The sequence below is a fragment of the Janthinobacterium kumbetense genome (genome assembly GCF_023703445.1).
Lineage (GTDB): Bacteria > Pseudomonadota > Gammaproteobacteria > Burkholderiales > Burkholderiaceae_D > Janthinobacterium > Janthinobacterium kumbetense.
In genome coordinates this window covers 32,994-52,682 of sequence record NZ_JAMQGR010000015.1, presented here as the reverse complement: position 1 = coordinate 52,682, position 19,689 = coordinate 32,994, and the positions used below count along the sequence as shown (strand labels likewise).

Below are 19,689 nucleotides of genomic sequence, written 5' to 3'. Positions count from 1 at the left end.
GCGACACGACCAATTCAGCATGAATGATATTTAGTTAGGATTATTTTGGAAGAGCAACACGCCTTACCGTATTTGCGGGAAACCCTGCTGTTTCTCGCCTTGGCCGGGATTTTTATTCCGTTATTGCAACGCCTGAAGGTCAACCAGGTCCTCGGTTTCCTGGCCGTGGGCGCCCTGTTCGGCCCGTTCGGCTTCGGCCTGTGGGCGGGCGACTTCACGTGGCTGACGTATTTCTCGTTCGTGCGTGCCGAGCAGGTCAGCGGCCTGGCCGAGCTGGGCGTGATGTTTCTGATGTTCATGATCGGCCTGGAACTGTCGACGGAACGGCTGTGGGCGCTGCGGCGCTGGGTATTCGGCGCGGGCGTGGGGCAGGTGGCCGTCAGCGCCTGCCTGATCGGCGGCGTCGCGTATTACTTTGGTTTGTCGCTGGAAGCGTCCATCGTGCTGGGCCTGGTGCTGTCGCTGTCGTCGACGGCCGTCGTGATGCAGTTGCTGACCGACCAGCGCTCCCTGCAGACGCCGGCCGGCCAGGCGGGTTTTTCCATTTTGATGTTCCAGGATTTGATGGTGGTGCCGCTGTTCATCCTGATCGACGTGTTCGCCAGCGGGCGCAGCGACGATCTCGCGTATCTGCTCAGCTTTGCGGCCGTGAAATCGGCCGGCGCCATCCTGCTGATCTATCTGCTGGGGCGCCGCGTGATTCGTCCGCTGTTCCAGTTTTTCGTCAAGAAACGCCAGCCCGACGTGTTCATGGCCTTGACCCTGCTCAGCACCCTGGGCATCGCGGGCTTGACTTACCTGGCGGGCCTGTCGATGGCGCTGGGCGCCTTGCTGGCCGGCCTGCTGCTGGCGGAAACGGAATTTCGCCACGAAGTGGAAGTGACGATCGAGCCCTTCAAGGGTTTGCTGATGGGCTTGTTCTTCATGTCCGTGGGCATGCAGATCGACGTGCGCGAAATCCTCAAGTCGCCGGTGTTGATACCGTTGGCCGTGCTGAGCCTGTTTGCGCTGAAAACCCTCGTCATCAGCGTGATTTTCCGCATCGGCGGCTTCCACTGGGGGCGCGCCGTGGAAACGGGCGTGCTGCTGGGGCAGGGCGGCGAATTCGCCTTCATCGTCGTCGCGTATGCGCTGGGTACCAAGCTGATCGGCCCGCAGGTGGCGCAGTTCGTCATGCTGGTGGTGGGCCTGAGCCTGTTTGCCACGCCGGCGCTGGCCAAGGCGGCGCGCGCCTTCGGCAACTGGTGGGAGCAGCGCCACCACCATCAGCTGGCCGACCTGGCGCACGGCGCGCCGCCGCCGCAGGGCAGCACCGTCATCATCGCCGGGTTTGGCCGGGTGGGGCAGTTGCTGGCCAAGGTGCTGACGGAACAGGATATCGCGTATGTGGCGATTGAAAATGATGCGCGCCTGGTGACGACCCTGCATCCGCGCGGCTTCCCCGTGTATTTCGGCGATGCGTCACGCGCGGAATTGTTGCAAAAGGTCAATGCGGACCGGGCCGCCGCCGTGGTGCTGACGATGGACCATGCGGCGTCCGTGCTGCATGCCGTGAAATCGATCCGCCGCGAATATCCGCAGCTGCCCGTGTATGCGCGGGCGCGCGACGAGGCGCATGCCGTGGCCCTGATACAGGCGGGCGCCACCCTGGTCGTGCCCGAGGCGCTGGAATCGGCGCTGCAGTTGACGGCCACCGTGCTGCACACGGTGGGCCTGTCGGAAGCGCGCACGGCGGACATCGTGCAAGCCGAGCGCGACCGGCGCAATGCCGTGCTGCTGGCGAAAAAGCTGTCGTAGTGTTGTTGTGGGGAAACCTATAGCGCAACCGTGCGTGTCGCCGTGCTTTGTAAATTATCTATACAATAATAGTATATGAGCACATTACCCACATGAAAGCCGCGACGAAGAGCGGAGCGGTGCCCTTGACGCCGCAGCAACTGGCGGCGCAGGAAACGCAGCAGAAATATGGCAAGCCCGAGCGGGGCTGGCGCGAGCAGGTGTACACCGTCATTTTCGAGGCGGAAACGCGCACGGGCCGCGCCTTCGATTTGCTGCTGATCGCCGCCATCCTGATCAGCGTGACGGTGGTCGTGCTCAGCAGTGTCGCCTCCGTGGCCGAGCGCTATGGCACCTGGCTGACGGCGCTGGAATGGTTTTTCACCATTTTATTTACCATCGAATATTTCGCCCGCCTGTCTTGCCTGCAGCATCCGGTGCGCTATGCCAAGAGTTTTTTCGGCATTATCGATTTGCTGGCCATCGTGCCCACCTACATCGGCTTGCTGCTGCCGGGCGCCCACGTGCTGATCGACGTGCGCATTTTGCGCCTGCTGCGCATGTTCCGTATCCTCAAGCTCACGTCGTATGTGCATGAATACACGGTGCTGGGGAGGGCCTTGCTGGCCAGCCGGCGCAAAATCCTCATTTTCTTGTCTTTTGTCATGATGGTGGTCTTTCTGTTGGGTACTGTGATGTACGTGGTGGAAGGACCGGAGAACGGTTACAGCAGCATCCCCACGTCGATTTACTGGGCCATCAGCACCATGACCACCGTGGGTTTCGGCGATATCACGCCGAGGACCGACATCGGGCGCACCATCGCTTCCCTGATGATGTTGCTCGGCTGGGGCATCCTGGCAGTGCCTACCGGCATTATCAGCGCGGAAATGACGGTGCAGCGCAGTTCCAAGCTGGTCACCACGCGTACTTGCCCCACGTGCCTGAAGGAAGGGCTCGATGACGATGCCAGTTTCTGCAAGAACTGCGGCGTTGCATTGCCGCCGCTGGCACGTGATTAATTCATAACTATATTTACTTTGTTAAGGCCAACATGATTCCAGTTCGCCTGATCGCGACGGGCAAGGCCGTGCCGTCGCAGAGTGTGACTTCCGCCAGCCTGGACCTGACATTGGGCCATCCGGCTGGCTATACCCTGCGCAAGAGCGGCGTGCTGTCGCGCTTTGTCGCCGCGCCCGATGAATCGCAAAGCCAGCTGGGCGCCGCCGCCCTGCTCGACGCGCTGAAGAATGCCAGCCTGCGTCCGGCCGACATCGACTTGTTGATCTGCGCCAACGGCGTGCCCGAGCAAGCGTTGCCGAATACGGCTTGCTTCGTGGCCGAACATGCGGGATTGCCGCCAGGCACGCAAAGCTTCGACGTCAACGCCAGCTGCCTCAGTTTCATGGCCGCCTTCCGCGTGGCCGCGTCCATGCTGGCGGGCAGCGCCTACCGGCGCATCGCCATCGTTTCGTCCGACCTCGCCTCGCGCGGCGTCGACTGGAGCGAGCCGGAAGCGTCGATGATCTTTGGCGACGGCGCCGCCGCCGTCATCGTCGAGCGCGGCGATGGCAGCGCCGGCATCCGCGCCTACAAGATGGGCACGTATCCGGAAGGGCGGCGCTACTGCGAAATCCGTGGCGGCGGCACCGAGCGCAACCCGCGCAATGGCTGCGAGCCGGGCGACTACCTGTTCCGCATGGATGGCAAGGCCGTGTTCCGCCTGGCCGTCAAGGTGATGCCGGATTTCCTGACGGAACTAATGCAGGAATCGGGCGCGGGACTGGAAAAAGTCGACGTGGTCGTGCCGCACCAGGCCAGCCCGCTGGGGCTCGCGCATGCGGCGCGCATCCTCGACGTTCCCGATGCTAAAATCATCAAGATCTTTGAAACGCATGGCAACCAGGTGGCCGCGTCCTTGCCCACCGCCCTGCACGAGGCGGTGATGACGGGGCGGGCCGTGGCAGGCCAGCGTTTGCTGATGATGGGCACGGCCGCGGGCTTGACCATCGGCGGCATGATTCTTGACCTGTGAAGGTGGTGCGATGAGGCGGATACTGGTCACGGGAGCGACGGGCGGCTTGGGGCGCAATGCCGTGCGCACCCTGCTGGCGCAGGGCGTGGAAGTGCGCGCCACGGGCCGCAACGCCGCCGTCGGCCGCGAACTGGAACGCATGGGCGCGCAATTCGTCGCGCTCGACCTGGCGCAGGCATCGCCACGCCAGGTCGATGAACTGGTGCGCGGCATGGACACCGTCTGGCACTGCGCCGCGCTGTCGTCGCCGTGGGGGCCGGAACGCGACTTCATCGCCGCCAACGTCACGGCCACGGGCCAATTGCTGCGCGCGGCCGCCAGCCTGCACGTGGCGCGCTTCGTGCACATCTCCACCCCGGCCATCTATTTCGACTATCGCAACCACCTCGACGTGCCGGAAACCTTCCGCCCCGATGCCTTCGTCAACGCGTATGCGCGCAGCAAGGCGATGGCGGAAAAGCTGGTGCAGGATTGCGTCGACCGCCACCGCGGCATGACGTGCGTGATCCTGCGCCCGCGCGCCATCTTCGGCCCGCACGACCAGGTCCTGATCCCGCGCCTGGCGCGGGTGCTGCAGGAGCGCGGCGGCAAGCTGCCCCTGCCCAACGGCGGCGCGGCCACCATCGACATCACCTATGTCGACAATGTCGTGCACGCGATGTGGCTGGCCACCGTGCACAAGACCATCGCTTCCGGCGCCGCCTTCAACATCACGAATGGCGAACCGGCGCGCTTGTGCGACATCTTGCGCACCCTGTTCTGCGACCATCTGCAGCAGCCGTTCGAGATCGTCAGCGTGCCTTACCGCGTGCTGGCGCTGGTGGCGCGCCTGATGCAGTTCGCCTCGCGCTTTACCCGCCGCGAACCGTCGTTGACGCCCTACAGCATCGGCGCGCTCAGTTTCGACATGACGCTCGATAATGCCAAGGCGCGCAAGGTGCTGGGCTACCGTCCCATCGTCAGCCTGCAGGAAGGCATCGCCCTGACGGCGCAGTGGATGCGCCAGGAAGCGGCGGCGCACAAGGTGGGCAAGGAGCGCAATGGCTAGCATCACCGCGTTTCGCGTCGGCCACTGCACCCATCCTTCGTGCATGGTCTTGAAAGGCAGCGGGCTGGCCAGCCGCTGTTTCCCCTCGCGCGCCTACCTGATAGCGACGCGCGCGGGCCTGTACCTGTGGGACACGGGCTACGCCGAGCACTTCCGCGCCGCCACGTCGAAGGGCGTGTACCGCATGTATGCGTGGGTGACGCCGATTTCCTTCGATGACAGTGAATCGTTGCAGGGCCAGTTGCGCGCGCATGGCGTGGCGCCCGGCGACATCCACACCTTGCTGCTGTCGCACTTCCACGCCGACCATATTGCGGGGCTGCGCGACTTTCCCCGCGCCCGGCTGATGGCCTCCCAAACGGGCTGGGATGCCGTGCGTCGCTTGTCCGGCGTGGCTGCCGTGCGCCAGGCTTTCGTGCCCGAGTTGCTGCCAAACGACATAGCCGACCGCCTGGATTTCGTGGAAAGCGTGCCCGAGACGGCCTTGCCGGCGGCCCTGCTGCCATTTACGCACGGGCGCGATGTCAGCGGCACGGGCGAAATCTACATCGTCGACTTGCCCGGCCATGCCATCGGCCACCTGGGCGCCTTCGTGCTGCAGGATAGTGGCTGGACCTTGCTGGCGTCGGATGCGGCCTGGGTGCCGGAAAGCTTTCAGCAGCTGCGCGGACCGTCCGAACTGTCGTTCCTCATCCAGCACAAGCGCGCGCCGTACTACGCCACCCTGAACCGGCTGCACCAGTTGCACCGGTCGGGCAATGCGCAGATCCGCATCACGCATGAAGACACGGCGGACTATGTTCCTGTGGCGGGCCGCCCGTGAAGCGTATCGTCTGGCTGTTGCTGTCGTACTGGCGCACGCGCCGCCTGCGGTTCACAAGCCGCCGGCAGCTGGGCGCCTACCAGCACAAGCAACTGGCGCGCTTCATCGACGTGCTGTGCGCGCGCAGCGCCTACTTTGCGCCGTTCCGCGATCTGCCCCTGGCGCAGTGGCCGACGATGAACAAGGCGCTGATGCTCGAGCATTTCGACGCCATGAACACGCAAGGCATCACGCTGGCGCAGGCGATGGACGCGGCCATGGCGGCCGAACAGAGCCGCGATTTCACGCCCGCCGTGGGCGACATCACGGTGGGCCTGTCGTCGGGCACCTCGTCGCGGCGCGCCGTGTTTACGGTCAGCCCCCGCGAAAAGGCGCAATGGGCGGGCGTGATGCTGGCCAAGGCGCTGCCCGACGGCCTGTTTTCCGGCGAAAAAGTGGCGCTGTTCCTGCGCGCGAACAGCAATCTGTACACGGCCGTGCGCTCGCCGTGGCTGACCTTTGCCTTCTACGATTTGTTCGAACCGTTCGACAGCCTGTGCGCGCGGCTTGCGCAATATCAACCAACGGTCATCGTCGCGCCGGCCCAGGTGCTGCGCCAGCTGGCCTTGCGCGTCATCGATGGCAGCCTGGCGCTGGCGCCGAAAAAAGTCATCTCGGTGGCCGAAGTGCTGGAAGCGCAGGACCGCGCACTGATCGTGCAGGCGTTTGGCGCCGTGCATGAAATCTACCAGGCCACCGAGGGTTTCCTCGCCAGCAGCTGCGAGCATGGCGTGCTGCACTTGAACGAAGAGTACGTGCACATCGAGCCGCAGTGGCTGGACGTTGAACAGCGGCGCTTCGTGCCCGTGATTACGGACTTCACGCGCATCACGCAGCCCATCGTGCGCTACCGCCTCGACGACATCCTGCTCGCGCGCGCCGCGCCATGCCCGTGCGGCCGCGCCACGCGCGCCATCGACGGCATCGAAGGGCGCTGCGACGACATGCTGTTCTTGCCATCCTTGCCATCGGCGAACGGCGGCGCCCCCGTCGCCGTGTTTGCCGACGTATTGACGCGCGCGTTTGCGCAAGCCTTGCCGCCGGACGCCGATTACCGCCTGGTGCAGCAAGGCGAATCTGCCCTGCAGCTGCACGCGGCCCTCGACGCCGCCGGCCTGGCCGCCCTGCGCGCGCACCTGGCAACGGTGTTGCGCGGTCTGGGCGTGGCCGTCGACGGCCTGGCATGGACGACGAGCGCTGAACTGCCTCCTTTTGATCCCACCATGAAACGGCGCCGCATCCGGCGCCTCGCGACCGCATGAACCCTACTTCCATGACCGTACGCGGCCGCCTGCTGCATTTGCTGGCCGGCTGGGGCAGCGTCGGCCTCGTGTATTTTTCCAGCGACCTGCTGCAAGGGCAGGGGGCGCTGCTGCCGGAAACGGCCATCGACCGCGCCATTCCCTACACGGACGCTGCCATCTGGCTGTACTTGTCCTTCTTCATCCTTATTCCCTACGCCTACCTGGCGGCCGATGCGGCGCGGGTGCGCTGGCTGGCGCGCGCCATGGCGCTTTCCGCGCTGGCTTGCGGCATGGTCTTCCTGCTGTACCCGACCACGCTCGCGTATCCGCCCGTGGGCGAAGGCAGTGCCTGGAGCACGCAGGCGTTGCGCCTGCTGCAGGCGGCGGACTCCGCGCAAAACTGCCTGCCGTCGCTGCACGGCGCCCTGACATTGCTGTGCGTGTGGGCCTTGTGCGGCAGGCGCCACCTGCTGCGTTCCGCGCTGGCCGTGGTGCTGGGCGTGGCCATCTGCTATGCAATCATCGCCCTGCGCCGGCACGTGAGCATCGACCTGGCCGCCGGCCTGCTTGTTGGCGTCGCTGCCGGCATCCTGGCGAAAATGCAGGTATCCTTGGCTGCCCGCCGCGCCGTTTCCATAAAAACCGCATCATGATGAATCCCTTTGCCCTGTCGTTTTTGATCATGCTGGCCTTCGTGCTGGCCGAACTGCTGATCCTCAAATGGGTGCGCAAGACCCCCGTGCCGTGGAAGGACGTGATCTTCAACCTCAATTCCGGCCATATCCTGATGTGGGTGTTCCGCGGGGTGGAAGTGGCGGCGTTCGCCCTGCTGCTGCGCCATGCGAACCTGCATATCGTCGACCAGTGGCCCGTGGCAGCGCAATGGGTCTTCGCCTTCTTTGCCTGGGACCTGTGCTTTTACTGGATGCACCGGCTGCATCACAAAATCCCCCTGCTGTGGGCCGTGCACGTGGTGCACCACCAGGGCGAGCATTTCAACCTGTCGCTGGGCGTGCGCAATTCCTGGTATTCGTCGCTGACGAATTTCCCCTTCATCGCCATCCTGGCCGTGCTGGGCGTGCCGCTGGAAATCTTCCTCGTCGTCTCGTCCCTGCATTACACGGTGCAGTTCTACAACCACAATGCGCTGGTGAACAAGTCCGGCATCCTCGATAGCTTCATGGTCACGCCGTCGCACCACCGCGTGCACCACGGCACGGATAAACGCTACATCAACCGCAATTTCGGCGGCACGCTGTTGATCTGGGACAAACTGTTCGGCAGCTTCCAGCCCGAACTCGAGGGCGTGGAAATGCGTTATGGCGTGAAGGGCATGACACCCACGCACAACCCGCTGTTGGCCAGCAATGGCAAACTGTTCAAGTGGCTGCGCGCGCGTTTCCCCCACTGGCAGTCGCGCGGCACTTTCCACGTGCCCGAGCTGTTCATCGGCACCGGCGGCGTGATCCTGTTTGGCCTGGTGATCTATTACGTCAACCATGAAGCGCTGCTGGCGGGCGCGCAGCAAGCCATCCTGTTCGCGCTGATCTTCGGCGGCACCCTGGCGCTGGGCGGCTTGTCGGATGCGCGCCGCTGGGGCGCCATCGCCTGGGTCGCCATCGCGCTGGCCATGCCGGCCCTGTATCTGGGCTGGTATGGCGCGCGCGATGCGTGGGGCGTGGTTTTCCTGGCCGCGCTGCTGGCGCATGGCCTCGACGGCGCGCGCCGCCTGTGGTGGCCGGCAGCGGCGGGGACGCGCGCGTGACGCAGCCTGTACCTTCGCTGCCGCCGCTGCGCTTCCAGCCCGCACGCGATTCCGCCTTCCGCCGCGAATTGCGCGCGCGCGCCGACGCCTACCTGGCGGACGAAGGAAAACACCGCTTCGGCGACGCGCGCCTGCATGCGAAAACCGTGTTCCTGGCCGCGCTGACGGTGGGGCTGTATGCGCTGGCGCTGCGCGCCGAAAGCACCTGGCCGTTTGTCGCCAGCTACGTGGCTTGCCTGGTCGCGGCCATGACCTTGGCCATGAATACCCTGCACGATGCGGCCCACAGCGCCATCTTCCGCCAGAGGGCCTGGAACCGCGTGCTGATCCGCCTGGTGGGCTTGCCCGTGGGCGTGGATACGGATTTCTGGACCATCCGCCACGTGCATTTCCATCACACGTATGCGAACGTGGAAGGCTATGACCTCGACACGGAACCGAATCCGTTTTTGCGCCAGACGCCGTTCCAACGCTGGTCGCCGCAGTACCGCTATCAATACCTGTACTGGCCCGTGGTGGCGGCCCTGTCGCTGCCCTATTTGAACTGGTATGGTGACTGGCTGGACCGCTTCGGCAAGACGCCCGTGGCGGCGCACAGCCGGCTGCAGGGCTGGCGCGGCTGGCTGTCGTTCCTGGGCTGGAAGCTGGGCCATGTGGCGCTGGTGCTGGCGCTGCCCATGTGGGTGCTGCAGCAGCACGGCATCGGCTGGGGCGTGGTGCTGGGGGCGTATTTCGTGGGCCAGATGATCGCCTCGTGCGCGCTGGTGGCGCTGATCCTGGGCACGCACTGGGCCGAAGTCGAGTTTTTCCAGCCTGGCGCGGACGGTACGCTGCCGCACGACTGGTACCAGCACACGTTTTACACGGCTTGCGACTGGACGCCGCAGCCGCGCCGCCTGCGTTGGCTCGGTTATTGGCTCGGTGGCTTGAATCTGCACCTGACGCACCACTTGTTCCCCACCTGGAACCACCGCCACTACCCAGCGCTGGCGCGCATCCTGGCCGAACTGGCGCCGCGCCACGGTCTCGTGTACCGCGAACTCGGTTACGGCCAGCTGCACGCGTCGCAGCAGCAATTCCTGCGCGCCATGGGTCAGCCGCCCGCCGGCAGGGACCTGTAACGAATCGCACTTGACTCGGTTTCCGTTCCGTCTTACATTTCTGTAACGACAGAAATAAGAGAAAATCATGAAATCAAGAACGCCTGACAGAACCGTAGCGAGCGGCAGTGATTTGTGGCCGAGAAGCGCAGCTGTGCTTGAGCACAGTGAGCATCGCAGACCGCAAAGCGCGACGCGGAGTAGATTATGGTAGGCGTTCTGAGTCCGACCACGCAAAAATACATTCTCCATTGGGGGGAAATGGGTACGCGCTGGGGCGTCAACCGCACGGTGGCGCAAATCCACGCGCTGCTGTTCCTGGCCAACGAACCCTTGACGGCGGAAGACATCGCGGCCAGCCTGAATGTGGCCAGGTCCAACGTCAGCAACAGCCTGAAGGAATTGCAAAGCTGGGGCCTGGCGCGCATCACGCACGTGATGGGGGATCGGCGCGACCATTTCGTGGCATTGCAGGATGTGTGGGAAATCTTCCGCGTCATCATGGAAGAGCGCAAGCGGCGCGAGATCGACCCCACCCTGACGGTGCTGCGCGAATGCGCGATCGAGGGCGAGCACGATGCGGCGATACCGCCGGCGACGCTCGAACGCATGGGTGAAGTGCTGGCGTTTCTGGAAATGCTCAGCAGCACCTACAGCGACTATAAGAACCTGCCGCCGGCGACCCTGCAGCGCATGCTGTCGATGGGCGGCAAGGTGGCCAAGTTCCTCAGCCCGGAAGACAAACCGGGCAAGCGCGGGGAATCATGAACGGCCCCTCGGAAGGAGAACTGTTCAAGAAGGTGATGGGCGAGCAGTGGCTGACCCTGCACCCGGACATCCGCCGCCGCTTCGAGAAAAATCCCGCGCCGGGCCAGCCCCTGTACTACCGCGGTGAACTCAGTGAGCTTACCAGCTCGCGCCTGGGAAAATGCCTCGGCTGGCTGACGCGCCCCTTCATCGATGGCGCCCTGATTCCGCATGACGACCACGACTTCCCCGTGGATATCGAAGTCTATTCGCGCCCCGGCTGCCCCTTCATCTTCAAGCAGCGCACCTACCGCCTGCACGGGCGCGCGCCGATCCGCTTCACCTCCTATATGGCCGAAAGCGCAAAGGGCGAAGTGCTCGAATACGTGGGCATGGGGCTGGGCATGAAGCTGCTGCTCCACGTCGAGGATGGCAACCTGCATTTCACCAGCGACGGCTATTTTTGGGACCTGTTCGGCTGGCGCATGCCGCTGCCGGGCGTGCTCACGCCCGGCAAGACCTATCTGTGCCACCGCAACGAGACGCCGCAGCAGTTCAACATCCGCATCGAGATTCGCCACGCGCTGTTCGGCACCACGTTCACCCAGGCTGGCGTGTTCCGCGAGTCCGCCGCACCGGAAATGAAGGAAACACCATGAATACGCATCTGCTGGCCCTGCAACTGATGGCGGCGCAAGGCTGCCTGGGCGCCTTCGACACCATCTACCACCATGAAATCACGGAGGCGCTGCCGCAAAAGGCCTCCGCAAGGCTGGAATTGACCATCCATGCGACGCGCGCCCTGATCTACAGCCTGCTGTTCGTGGGCCTGGCCGCCTGGGAGTGGCATGGCGCCTGGGCCTGGGTGCTGGTCATCGTCTTTGGCGTGGAAATCGTGCTGACCCTGTGGGATTTCGTCGTGGAAGACCAGACCCGTCTCTTGCCCGCCACGGAGCGGGTCACGCATACTGTGCTGGCGATTAACGCGGGCGCCTTCATCGCCTTGCTGGCCCTGAACAGCAGCGAGTGGGCCACGTTGCCGACGGCTCTCGTGTGGCAGCCGTATGGCTGGCTCAGCGTCTTCCTCGCCCTGTGCGGCGTGGGCGTGGGCTTGTCCGGCCTGCGCGACGCGTATGCCGTGTGGCAGCTGGGCCGGCGCAAGGTGCAGGAAAAGCAAGAGCAGGAAGAGCACCTGCGCTTTGCCGCCGCGCCGCAGTCCGTGCTGGTGACGGGCGCCACGGGTTTCATCGGCCAGCAACTGGTCAGCGCCCTGCTGGCCGATGGCCACGCGGTGACGGTGCTGACGCGCCAGCCGAAACAGGCCGCGTGGACCTTCGATGGCCAGGTGCGCTGCATCGACTCGCTGGACGCATTGGCGGATGCGCAGTGCATCGACATGGTGGTCAACCTGGCCGGCGCGCGCATCGTCGGGCGGCGCTGGACGGAGGCGCGCAAGGCGGCGCTGCGCCGCAGCCGGGTGGCGCTGACGCAGGAACTGGTGGCGTGGATCGCCCGCGCGCAGCACAAGCCGCGCGTACTGCTGTCGGCATCGGCCATCGGCTATTACGGCGTGCAGCCGCAGGGCGACGCGACGGAGTTGACGGAGGAGAGCGCGCCGCAAGCCATCTTCATGTCGCAGCTGTGCCAGGAATGGGAAGCGGCCGCGCGCCAGGCGGAGGCATTTGGCGTGCAGGTGGGCTGCATGCGCTTTGGCCTCGTCTTCGGCCACCAGGGTTCGCTGCCGCAGATGCTGCTGCCGATCCGCTTTGGCGTGGGCGGCCCGCTGGGCAGCGGCAAGCAGTGGGTCACGTGGGTGCACGTGCGCGACGTGATCCGCGGCATCGCCCACCTGGCGCGCCGCAGCGAAGATGCCACCGTCAGCGGCGCCTACAACTTCTGCGCGCCGGAAGCCATCGAGCAGCGCCGCTTCGCCCAAGTGGCGGGCGCCGTGCTGCACCGCCCCAGCTTCCTGCCCACGCCGGCCTTCGTCATGCGCGCCATGCTGGGCGAGCAGGCCGACTTGCTGGTGGAAGGCCAGCGGGTCGCGCCGCGCCGGCTGCTGGGCGAAGGCTTTGCCTTCCGCTACCCACAGCTGGAAGGGGCGCTGCGCAGTTTATAAGTTGGCGTAAGATGGGGATGGGAGGAACCGAACCATGCCCCGTTTCAGCCATACGATAGACAGCCATACCTATGCCTTCGCCAGCCTGAAGGAGCTGCTGGCGAAGGCCACGCCGCCCCGTTCGGGCGATGTGCTGGCCGGCGTGGCGGCAGCCAGCGCGCGCGAACGGGTGGCGGCGCAGCTGGCGCTGGCGGACGTGCCCTTGTTGACCTTTCTCAATGAGGCGCTGGTGCCGTACGAAGACGATGAAGTCACGCGCCTGATCATCGACACCCACGAGCGCGCCGCCCTGGCGCCGATTTCCCACCTGTGCGTGGGCGATTTCCGCGACTGGCTGCTGGACGACGCGACGGATACGCCAACGCTGTCCCAGGTCGCCGCCGGCATCACGCCGGAAATGGCGGCCGCCGTCTCAAAAATCATGCGCCTGCAGGACCTGGTGCTGGTGGCCCGCAAGTGCAAGGTCGTCACGGCCTTTCGCAATACCCTGGGCCTGGAAGGCCGCCTGTCCACGCGCTTGCAGCCGAACCACCCGACGGACGACGCCACGGGGATTGCCGCCTCCATCCTCGATGGCCTGCTGCTGGGCAGCGGCGACGCCGTGATCGGCATCAATCCGGCCACCGACAATGTGGCGCAGGTGGTCGCGCTGCTGCACCTGCTCGACGCCGTCATTGATCAATATCAGATTCCCACGCAGTCGTGCGTGCTCACGCACATCACCAATACGCTCGAGGCGATACGTCGCGGCGCGCCCGTCGACCTGGTATTCCAGTCGGTGGCGGGCACGCAGGCGGCCAACCGCAGCTTCGGCATCGACTTGTCGCTGCTGGCCGAGGGCCAGGCGGCGGCCCTGTCGCTGGGGCGCGGCACGGTGGGCAACAACGTCATGTATTTCGAGACGGGGCAGGGCAGCGCCCTGTCGGCCGGCGCCCACCACGGCATGGACCAGCAGACGTGCGAGGCGCGAGCGTATGCGGTGGCGCGCGCCTTCCAGCCGCTGCTGGTCAATTCCGTGGTGGGCTTCATCGGCCCGGAATACCTGTACGACGGCAAGCAGATCATGCGCGCGGGACTGGAAGACCATTTCTGTGCCAAGCTGCTTGGGCTGCCCATGGGCTGCGACGTGTGCTACACCAACCACGCGGAAGCGGACCAGGACGACATGGATGCCTTGCTGACCATGCTGGGCGTGGCCGGCTGCAATTTCATCATGGGCGTGCCGGGCGCGGACGACATCATGCTCGGCTACCAGAGCACCTCGTTCCACGACGCCCTGTATGCGCGCCGCGTGCTGGGCCTGCGTCCCGCGCCCGAATTCGCGGCCTGGCTGGCGCGCATGCGGATCACGGATGCGCAGGGTCGTCTGAACACGGCGCTGGCGCCCGCCTTCCAGGCGGCCCTGCTGCGCCTGAACGGCTAGGGAGGATACATGGACGAGAAAAGCCCGTGGCAGGCGCTGCGCGCGCATACGGCGGCGCGCATCGCGCTGGGGCGTCGCGGCGTGAGCGTGCCGACCAGCGCGCAGCTGGCGTTCCAGCTGGCCCACGCGCAGGCGCGCGACGCCGTGCACCTGGCGCTCGATGGCGGCGCCCTGGCGCAGGCGCTGACAGAACAGGGGCTGGCCTGCGTGCAGCTGCACAGCGCCGCCGCCACGCGTGCCGACTACCTGCAGCGGCCCGACCTGGGCCGCCGGCTCGACGATGCTTCACGCGCGCGGCTGGCGGCCGGCACCAGGGGAGTCGACCTGGCGCTGGTGGCGGCCGATGGCCTGTCGGCGCTGGCCGTGCAGCGCCACGTGGCGCCCTTCCTGGCCGCCTTGCGCGCACGGCTGGCGCTGGAAGCCTGGACGCTGTCGCCGCTGCACATCGTGGCGCAGGGACGGGTGGCCATCGGCGACGAAATAGGGGAGTTGCTGAAGGCGCGCGCCGTGCTGGTGCTGATCGGCGAGCGGCCGGGATTGAGTTCCCCGGACAGTCTGGGCCTGTACCTGACGTGGGCGCCAAAAACAGGCTTGCTGGACGAGCGCCGCAACTGCATCTCGAACGTGCGCCCGGAAGGGCTGGCGTATGCGCAGGCGGCGTACCGGCTGCATTATCTGCTGTCGCAGGCGTTCAGCCGGCAGCTGTCGGGCGTGGGCTTGAAGGATGAAACGGTGGCGGAAGGCGCGGCCCTGGCGGGCGCGCGCAATTTCCTGCTGGAGTGATCAGACTTCGCGGATTTCGTCCAGCGGCCAGCGCGGGCGCACGTTGAACGAGTAATCGTGCTTGGCCGCCTGCGGGTTGATTTGCAGGCGCATGGCGCCGGCAAAGGCGATCATGGCGCCGTTATCGGTACAGAATTCCAGCTCCGGGTAATACACCTTGAAGCGCTTCTTGGCGGCGGCCGCGTTGAGCGAGGCGCGCAATTGCGCGTTGGCGCCCACGCCGCCGGCGATCACCAGGCGTTTCAAGCCCGTGTGCTTGAGGGCCGCCACGCATTTGGCCGTCAGCACGTCGACGATGGCGTCGACGAAGCCGCGCGCGATATTCGCCTTGTCCTGTTCGCAGATATTCGCGATGACTTTTTCTTCATGGTTCTTGACCACCGTCAGCACGGCCGTCTTCAAACCGGAGAAACTGAAATTGAAATCCTTCGAGTGCAGCATCGGGCGCGGCAGTTTATAGGCCAGCGGGTCGCCGAATTCGGCCAGGCGCGAAATGGCGGGGCCGCCCGGATAGCCCAGTCCCAGCAGCTTGGCCGATTTGTCGAACGCTTCGCCGGCCGCATCATCGAGCGTTTCGCCCAGCATCGTGTACTGGCCCACGCCATCGACGCGCATCAGCTGCGTGTGGCCGCCCGACACCAGCAGGGCGATGAAGGGGAATTCCGGCGGCTCGGACGCCAGCAGCGGCGACAGCAGATGGCCTTCCAGGTGGTGGATGCCCAGCACCGGCTTGTTGATGGCCAGGCCCAGGCTGCAGGCCACGGATGACCCGACCAGCAGCGCGCCGGCCAGGCCGGGACCCTGCGTATAGGCGATGGCGTCGATCTCGGGCAGGGTGATGCCGGCCTTGGCCAGGGTTTCATCGAGCAGCGGGATGGCGCGGCGGATATGGTCGCGCGACGCCAGTTCCGGCACCACGCCGCCATATTGCTCGTGCATGGCTACTTGCGAGTAGAGGGCGTGCGACAGCAGGCCGCGTTGCGTGTCGTACAAGGCCAGGCCGGTTTCGTCACAGGAGGATTCGACGCCAAGAACAATCATGAAGGTACTGAATAGGGAGGAGTAATCCGCCATTGTAAAGGAAAGCCGGCTGGTCCACCGTGCGGCGGGCGCACCATTTCGGCGGCAGTGTGCACTTGCGCAGTGCGCCGCGCTGGGGTTTTTCCCCGCATGTTGGCCATTTTTCGCCCGTGCGGCACTGGCACCGCTCTTGCTTAGACAGGCGTGTGCCTTTCTCGAGGGAGCTAGCGATGTCGGAACAATGGAAAATGATTTGCCGCCTGAAGGATATGCCGCTGGCGGGCGCGCGCATGGTGCAGCGGGGCCTGGCGTGGCAGGATTTGCCGGGCGTGGCGCTGTTTCGCGCCCTGGATGACACGGTGTACGCGCTGCTCGACACGGTGCCTTGCCTGGGCGGCCCGCTGGCGCACGGGGTGCTGATGGAGAAAAACCTGATGGGGCCGAAGAACAGCTGGATCATCGAGCTCGATTCGGGCCGCCTGGTGGCGCCCGTGCAGGGCATGGCGCGCACGTACGCCGTGCGCATCCTGGACGGGCGCATCTACCTGGACGTCAATGAACTCAATATCCCGGCCAGCAAGGCGGAACAGGCGCTGGCGGGATCGTTCGCCGTGCTGCCGCATGTGCAGATGGCAGTGTGAAAAAAAACGGCGCACAGGGCGCCGTTTTTCGTCTCCGCGAGAGGCTTACGCCGGGCGGTTCAACAAGTGCGCATGCGCGTCGCGCAGCATGGTCGCCGTCGTGTCCCAGTCGATGCAGCCGTCGGTGACGGAGCAGCCGTAGGTCAGTTGCGACAGGTCTTGCGGGATCTTCTGGTTGCCGCCGACGATGTTCGATTCGATCATCACGCCTACCAGCGAGCGGTTGCCCTGGCGGATCTGGTTGACCACGTCGGCCATCACCAGCGGTTGCAGTTCCGGCTTCTTGTAGCTGTTCGCGTGCGAGCAGTCGACCACCAGGTTGGCGGGCAGCTTGGCCTTGGCCAGCGCCTGTTCGGCGATGGCGATCGACACGGAATCGTAGTTCGGGCGGCCGTCGCCGCCGCGCAGCACGACGTGGCCGTACGCGTTGCCGCGCGTGCGCACGATGGCGACGTTGCCTTCGCCGTTAATGCCCAGGAAGGAGTGCGGGTGCGCCGACGACAGGATGGCGTTGACGGCGATGCTGATGTCGCCATCGGTGCCGTTCTTGAAGCCGACGGGCGTCGACAGGCCGGACGACATTTCGCGGTGCGTCTGCGATTCCGTGGTGCGCGCGCCGATGGCCGTCCAGGCGATCAGGTCGCCCAGATATTGCGGCGAGATGGGGTCCAGCGCTTCGGTGGCGGTGGGCAGGCCCAGTTCGCACACGTCGAGCAGGAACTGGCGCGCCTTTTCCATGCCTTCGTTGACCTTGAACGAGTCGTCCATGTACGGATCGTTGATATAGCCCTTCCAGCCCGTGGTGGTACGCGGTTTTTCGAAATACACGCGCATCACCAGCAGCATCGTGTCCTTGACTTCCTCTTGCAGCGCTTTCAGGCGGCGCGCGTAATCGAGGCCGGCGACGGGGTCGTGGATCGAGCACGGGCCGACGACGACGAACAGGCGCTGGTCCTTGCGGTCGATGATGTTGCGCAGCGCTTCGCGGCCGCGGCTGACGGTGTCGAAGGCGCTTTCCGACAGGGGCAGCTTGGCGTGCAGTTCGGCCGGTGTCGGCATGGGCGCGAAAGAGGTGACGTTGATATTTTCGATGTCTGGCGTATTCATGATTCTGGCTCGGCTTTCGCTATTGCGTTCTTTAAGAGGCAATAGTGTAGCGGAAATGCGGCCTGGCGGCGGGGATGGGGCCAAAACGGGAATGGCTGAGTTGTTTTTATGGCAGGGCCGGCACGCCGCCGGCCCCTTGCTCCGGGGCGCTCAATGGCCGCCGGCCAGGCTGGCGCCAACGCTGTAGCGGGCGATGCGCGGATAGTTGCCGGCCAGCTCGGGTGGCCGGGACAGGCCGGGATGGCGCCGCACATGCGCAAGAATGGCGCTTTCGTGCTGGCGTATCTGCGTATCGAGGCAGGCGATCTGCTGGCGCAGCAATTGATGCAGCGCAATCTGGCCCGCATGGAAATGGGTTTCCAGGCGCGCCATTTCCTGCTGGCGCAGCTGCCGCACGGCTTGCAGGCGGCGCAGCCACTGGCGCAGCTCCACGTAGGCGGGTGAAGGCGGCGTCCAGGGGACGGGGCGTGCCGCCGCGCAATACTTGGCCAGCACCACGGCGCCGCGCACCGCGCCGCCGGGCAAGCCGCAGCCGCGCGCATACGCTTCCAGCCGGCCGGGCTCGACATCGCAGACCAGCATGCCCATGCCGGCCAGCGCGCTGGCGGCCGCCTCGCTGTGCGGCTCGTTCACGCGCATACAGACGCGCAAGCCCATGACGGACACGTCGTTCCTTTGCAGCCAGCTGCGCAGCCAGCGGTAGCCGGCCACGTCGTTTTCCAGCACCTTGCACAGCACTTCGCCGCCCGAGAGCAGCACGGCTTTCAGCAGCAGCTTGCTCGTTTCGATGCCGACGAAGGCCGTTTCCTGTTTGCTTGCGTGTTCCATGATGAGTCCTCCTGTGCAGTCTTATACGCAGCGGTGGCGCGTTTGGATGCAGTTCCATCCAAGAAATAGCTTGAAAGACTGTTGCATTGGCGTCCATGGCCTCTTCCAGCCCGTCTGCAAGGGGGAGAATCCGTGTAAACTGGCGCCATGACGACTGTTTCCATCCCCCATACCGATGTGGCCGGCGAGCCATTCCCAGCAGCACGTTTCATCAAGGAAATAGGACGCGGCAAGAACGGCGCGCGCAGCATGACGCGCGATGACGCCCGCGCCCTGTACCGCGCCATGCTCGAGGGCCGCGTGTCGGACCTGGAATTGGGCGGCATTTTGTTGTCGATGCGCATCAAAGGCGAGTCCGTGGACGAGATAGCCGGCTTCCTCGACGCGGCCGAAGCGTCATTCGTCCCGCTGGCCGCGCCGGCCGGCGAATTCGCGCCCATCATCATTCCCAGCTACAACGGCGCCCGCAAGATGGCCAACCTGACGGCCTTGCTGGCGCTGCTGCTGGCGCGCGCGGGGGCGCCCGTGCTCGTGCATGGCGTGACGGGCGACCCGGGCCGCATCACGACGGCCGAAGTGCTGGCCGCGCTGGGTGTGCCCGCCTCGCCGGACCATGCGCAGGCCGAGGCCGCCATGGCGCGGGGGGAAGCCGCCTTCCTGCCCATCGCTGCGCTGGCGCCGCGCCTGGCGCACATGCTGTCCCTGCGGCGCGTGCTGGGCGTGCGCAATTCCACGCACACCCTGGTGAAAATCATGCAGCCGTTCGCCGGTCCCGCCCTGCGCCTGGTGTCGTACACGCACCCGGAATACCTGGAAATGCTCGGTGAATATTTCCTGACTGCATCAGATCCTGCGCGCGGCGACGCTTTCCTGATGCGCGGCACGGAGGGAGAAACGGTGGCCAACGCCAACAAGGCGCAGCAGATCGACTGGTTTCACGGGAGCGAACGTACGGTGCTGGTGGAAAAACAGTTGCTGGTGGAAGAGTTGCCGCACTTGCCGGCCGAGCGCGATGCAGCCACCACGGCCGCCTGGATCGCCGCCGTGCTGCGCGGCGAGGTGCCCGTGCCGCCGTCGATCGCCGGGCAGGTGGAGCAATGCCTGATGGCATCGCGGCAGATTGCAGCACGGCCGCGCTAGCCGCGCCGCCGCAGTTTACAATGGCGTCTTTGTAATCAGCGGTGACCGGAA

General features: G+C 65.4%; 19 protein-coding genes. 16 read left to right on the top strand and 3 right to left on the bottom strand.

Features of this window, described 5'->3' with window-relative positions; translation table 11 throughout:
- The first annotated feature begins 45 nt into the window (after positions 1 to 45).
- The 14 genes from NCG91_RS25680 to eutC all read left to right on the top strand — a co-directional run bounded on the left by NCG91_RS25680 (position 46) and on the right by eutC (position 14,902).
- Entirely contained in the window at positions 46 to 1,797 is a 1,752-nt protein-coding gene (locus tag NCG91_RS25680) for a cation:proton antiporter domain-containing protein (RefSeq protein WP_099666623.1), read from the top strand.
- A gap of 92 nt (positions 1,798 to 1,889) precedes the next feature.
- The gene (locus NCG91_RS25675) at positions 1,890 to 2,798 is read left to right on the top strand and encodes an ion transporter (protein ID WP_251351747.1); all 909 of its coding nucleotides are present in this window, start codon (positions 1,890 to 1,892) and stop codon (positions 2,796 to 2,798) included.
- A gap of 32 nt (positions 2,799 to 2,830) precedes the next feature.
- Positions 2,831 to 3,811, top strand: coding sequence for a 3-oxoacyl-[acyl-carrier-protein] synthase III C-terminal domain-containing protein (locus tag NCG91_RS25670; protein WP_251351746.1), 981 nt, complete (start codon positions 2,831 to 2,833; stop codon positions 3,809 to 3,811).
- 10 nt (positions 3,812 to 3,821) lie between these two features.
- The gene (locus NCG91_RS25665; protein ID WP_251351745.1) at positions 3,822 to 4,859 is read left to right on the top strand and encodes an NAD-dependent epimerase/dehydratase family protein; all 1,038 of its coding nucleotides are present in this window, start codon (positions 3,822 to 3,824) and stop codon (positions 4,857 to 4,859) included.
- A complete protein-coding gene (locus tag NCG91_RS25660; protein ID WP_251351744.1) occupies positions 4,852 to 5,682 on the top strand; it encodes an MBL fold metallo-hydrolase in 831 nt (276 codons plus the stop codon). Before NCG91_RS25665 ends, NCG91_RS25660 begins: the two co-directional genes overlap by 8 nt.
- Positions 5,679 to 6,983, top strand: coding sequence for a F390 synthetase-related protein (locus NCG91_RS25655; protein WP_251351743.1), 1,305 nt, complete (start codon positions 5,679 to 5,681; stop codon positions 6,981 to 6,983). The genes NCG91_RS25660 and NCG91_RS25655 overlap by 4 nt, the downstream gene beginning before the upstream one ends.
- A complete protein-coding gene (locus tag NCG91_RS25650) occupies positions 6,980 to 7,618 on the top strand; it encodes a phosphatase PAP2 family protein (protein ID WP_251351742.1) in 639 nt (212 codons plus the stop codon). Before NCG91_RS25655 ends, NCG91_RS25650 begins: the two co-directional genes overlap by 4 nt.
- Positions 7,615 to 8,730 carry a sterol desaturase family protein gene (locus tag NCG91_RS25645; protein WP_251351741.1) on the top strand — a complete coding sequence of 372 codons (1,116 nt, stop codon included), beginning with the start codon at positions 7,615 to 7,617 and terminating at the stop codon, positions 8,728 to 8,730. Before NCG91_RS25650 ends, NCG91_RS25645 begins: the two co-directional genes overlap by 4 nt.
- A complete protein-coding gene (locus NCG91_RS25640; protein WP_251351740.1) occupies positions 8,727 to 9,851 on the top strand; it encodes a fatty acid desaturase family protein in 1,125 nt (374 codons plus the stop codon). Before NCG91_RS25645 ends, NCG91_RS25640 begins: the two co-directional genes overlap by 4 nt.
- A 240-nt stretch (positions 9,852 to 10,091) precedes the next feature.
- Complete coding sequence (locus NCG91_RS25635) at positions 10,092 to 10,598, top strand: GbsR/MarR family transcriptional regulator (protein WP_099666632.1); 507 nt, start codon at positions 10,092 to 10,094, stop codon at positions 10,596 to 10,598.
- Entirely contained in the window at positions 10,595 to 11,236 is a 642-nt protein-coding gene (locus NCG91_RS25630) for a DUF4166 domain-containing protein (RefSeq protein ID WP_251351739.1), read from the top strand. Before NCG91_RS25635 ends, NCG91_RS25630 begins: the two co-directional genes overlap by 4 nt.
- On the top strand, positions 11,233 to 12,696 hold the full coding sequence (locus NCG91_RS25625) for a TIGR01777 family oxidoreductase (protein WP_251351738.1): 1,464 nt from the start codon (positions 11,233 to 11,235) through the stop codon (positions 12,694 to 12,696). Before NCG91_RS25630 ends, NCG91_RS25625 begins: the two co-directional genes overlap by 4 nt.
- Before the next feature lie 34 nt (positions 12,697 to 12,730).
- Positions 12,731 to 14,119, top strand: coding sequence for an ethanolamine ammonia-lyase subunit EutB (locus NCG91_RS25620; RefSeq protein WP_251351737.1), 1,389 nt, complete (start codon positions 12,731 to 12,733; stop codon positions 14,117 to 14,119).
- A 9-nt stretch (positions 14,120 to 14,128) separates the two neighbouring features.
- Complete coding sequence (eutC, locus tag NCG91_RS25615) at positions 14,129 to 14,902, top strand: ethanolamine ammonia-lyase subunit EutC (RefSeq protein ID WP_251351736.1); 774 nt, start codon at positions 14,129 to 14,131, stop codon at positions 14,900 to 14,902.
- Here the strand turns inward: eutC and tsaD are convergent, their stop codons facing one another.
- Positions 14,903 to 15,943 (bottom strand): tRNA (adenosine(37)-N6)-threonylcarbamoyltransferase complex transferase subunit TsaD, encoded by a 1,041-nt coding sequence (gene tsaD / locus NCG91_RS25610; RefSeq protein ID WP_251351735.1) that lies wholly within the window; start codon positions 15,941 to 15,943, stop codon positions 14,903 to 14,905.
- Positions 15,944 to 16,152: 209 nt separating this feature from the next.
- Here tsaD and NCG91_RS25605 point away from each other — a divergent pair, with 209 nt between their 5' ends.
- Positions 16,153 to 16,563, top strand: a complete 411-nt coding sequence (locus tag NCG91_RS25605; RefSeq protein ID WP_251351734.1) for a nitrite reductase (NAD(P)H) small subunit — start codon at positions 16,153 to 16,155, stop codon at positions 16,561 to 16,563.
- A gap of 45 nt (positions 16,564 to 16,608) precedes the next feature.
- Here the strand turns inward: NCG91_RS25605 and NCG91_RS25600 are convergent, their stop codons facing one another.
- Positions 16,609 to 17,670: a 3-deoxy-7-phosphoheptulonate synthase gene (locus tag NCG91_RS25600; RefSeq protein ID WP_099666639.1), complete on the bottom strand. Its 1,062-nt coding sequence runs from the start codon at positions 17,668 to 17,670 to the stop codon at positions 16,609 to 16,611.
- A 150-nt stretch (positions 17,671 to 17,820) separates the two neighbouring features.
- On the bottom strand, positions 17,821 to 18,498 hold the full coding sequence (locus NCG91_RS25595; protein ID WP_251351733.1) for a hypothetical protein: 678 nt from the start codon (positions 18,496 to 18,498) through the stop codon (positions 17,821 to 17,823).
- Between the two features lie 147 nt (positions 18,499 to 18,645).
- On the opposite strand from NCG91_RS25595, the gene ybiB reads away from it, so the two are divergent.
- Positions 18,646 to 19,638, top strand: a complete 993-nt coding sequence (gene ybiB / locus NCG91_RS25590) for a DNA-binding protein YbiB (RefSeq protein ID WP_251351732.1) — start codon at positions 18,646 to 18,648, stop codon at positions 19,636 to 19,638.
- Positions 19,639 to 19,689 lie beyond the last annotated feature (51 nt).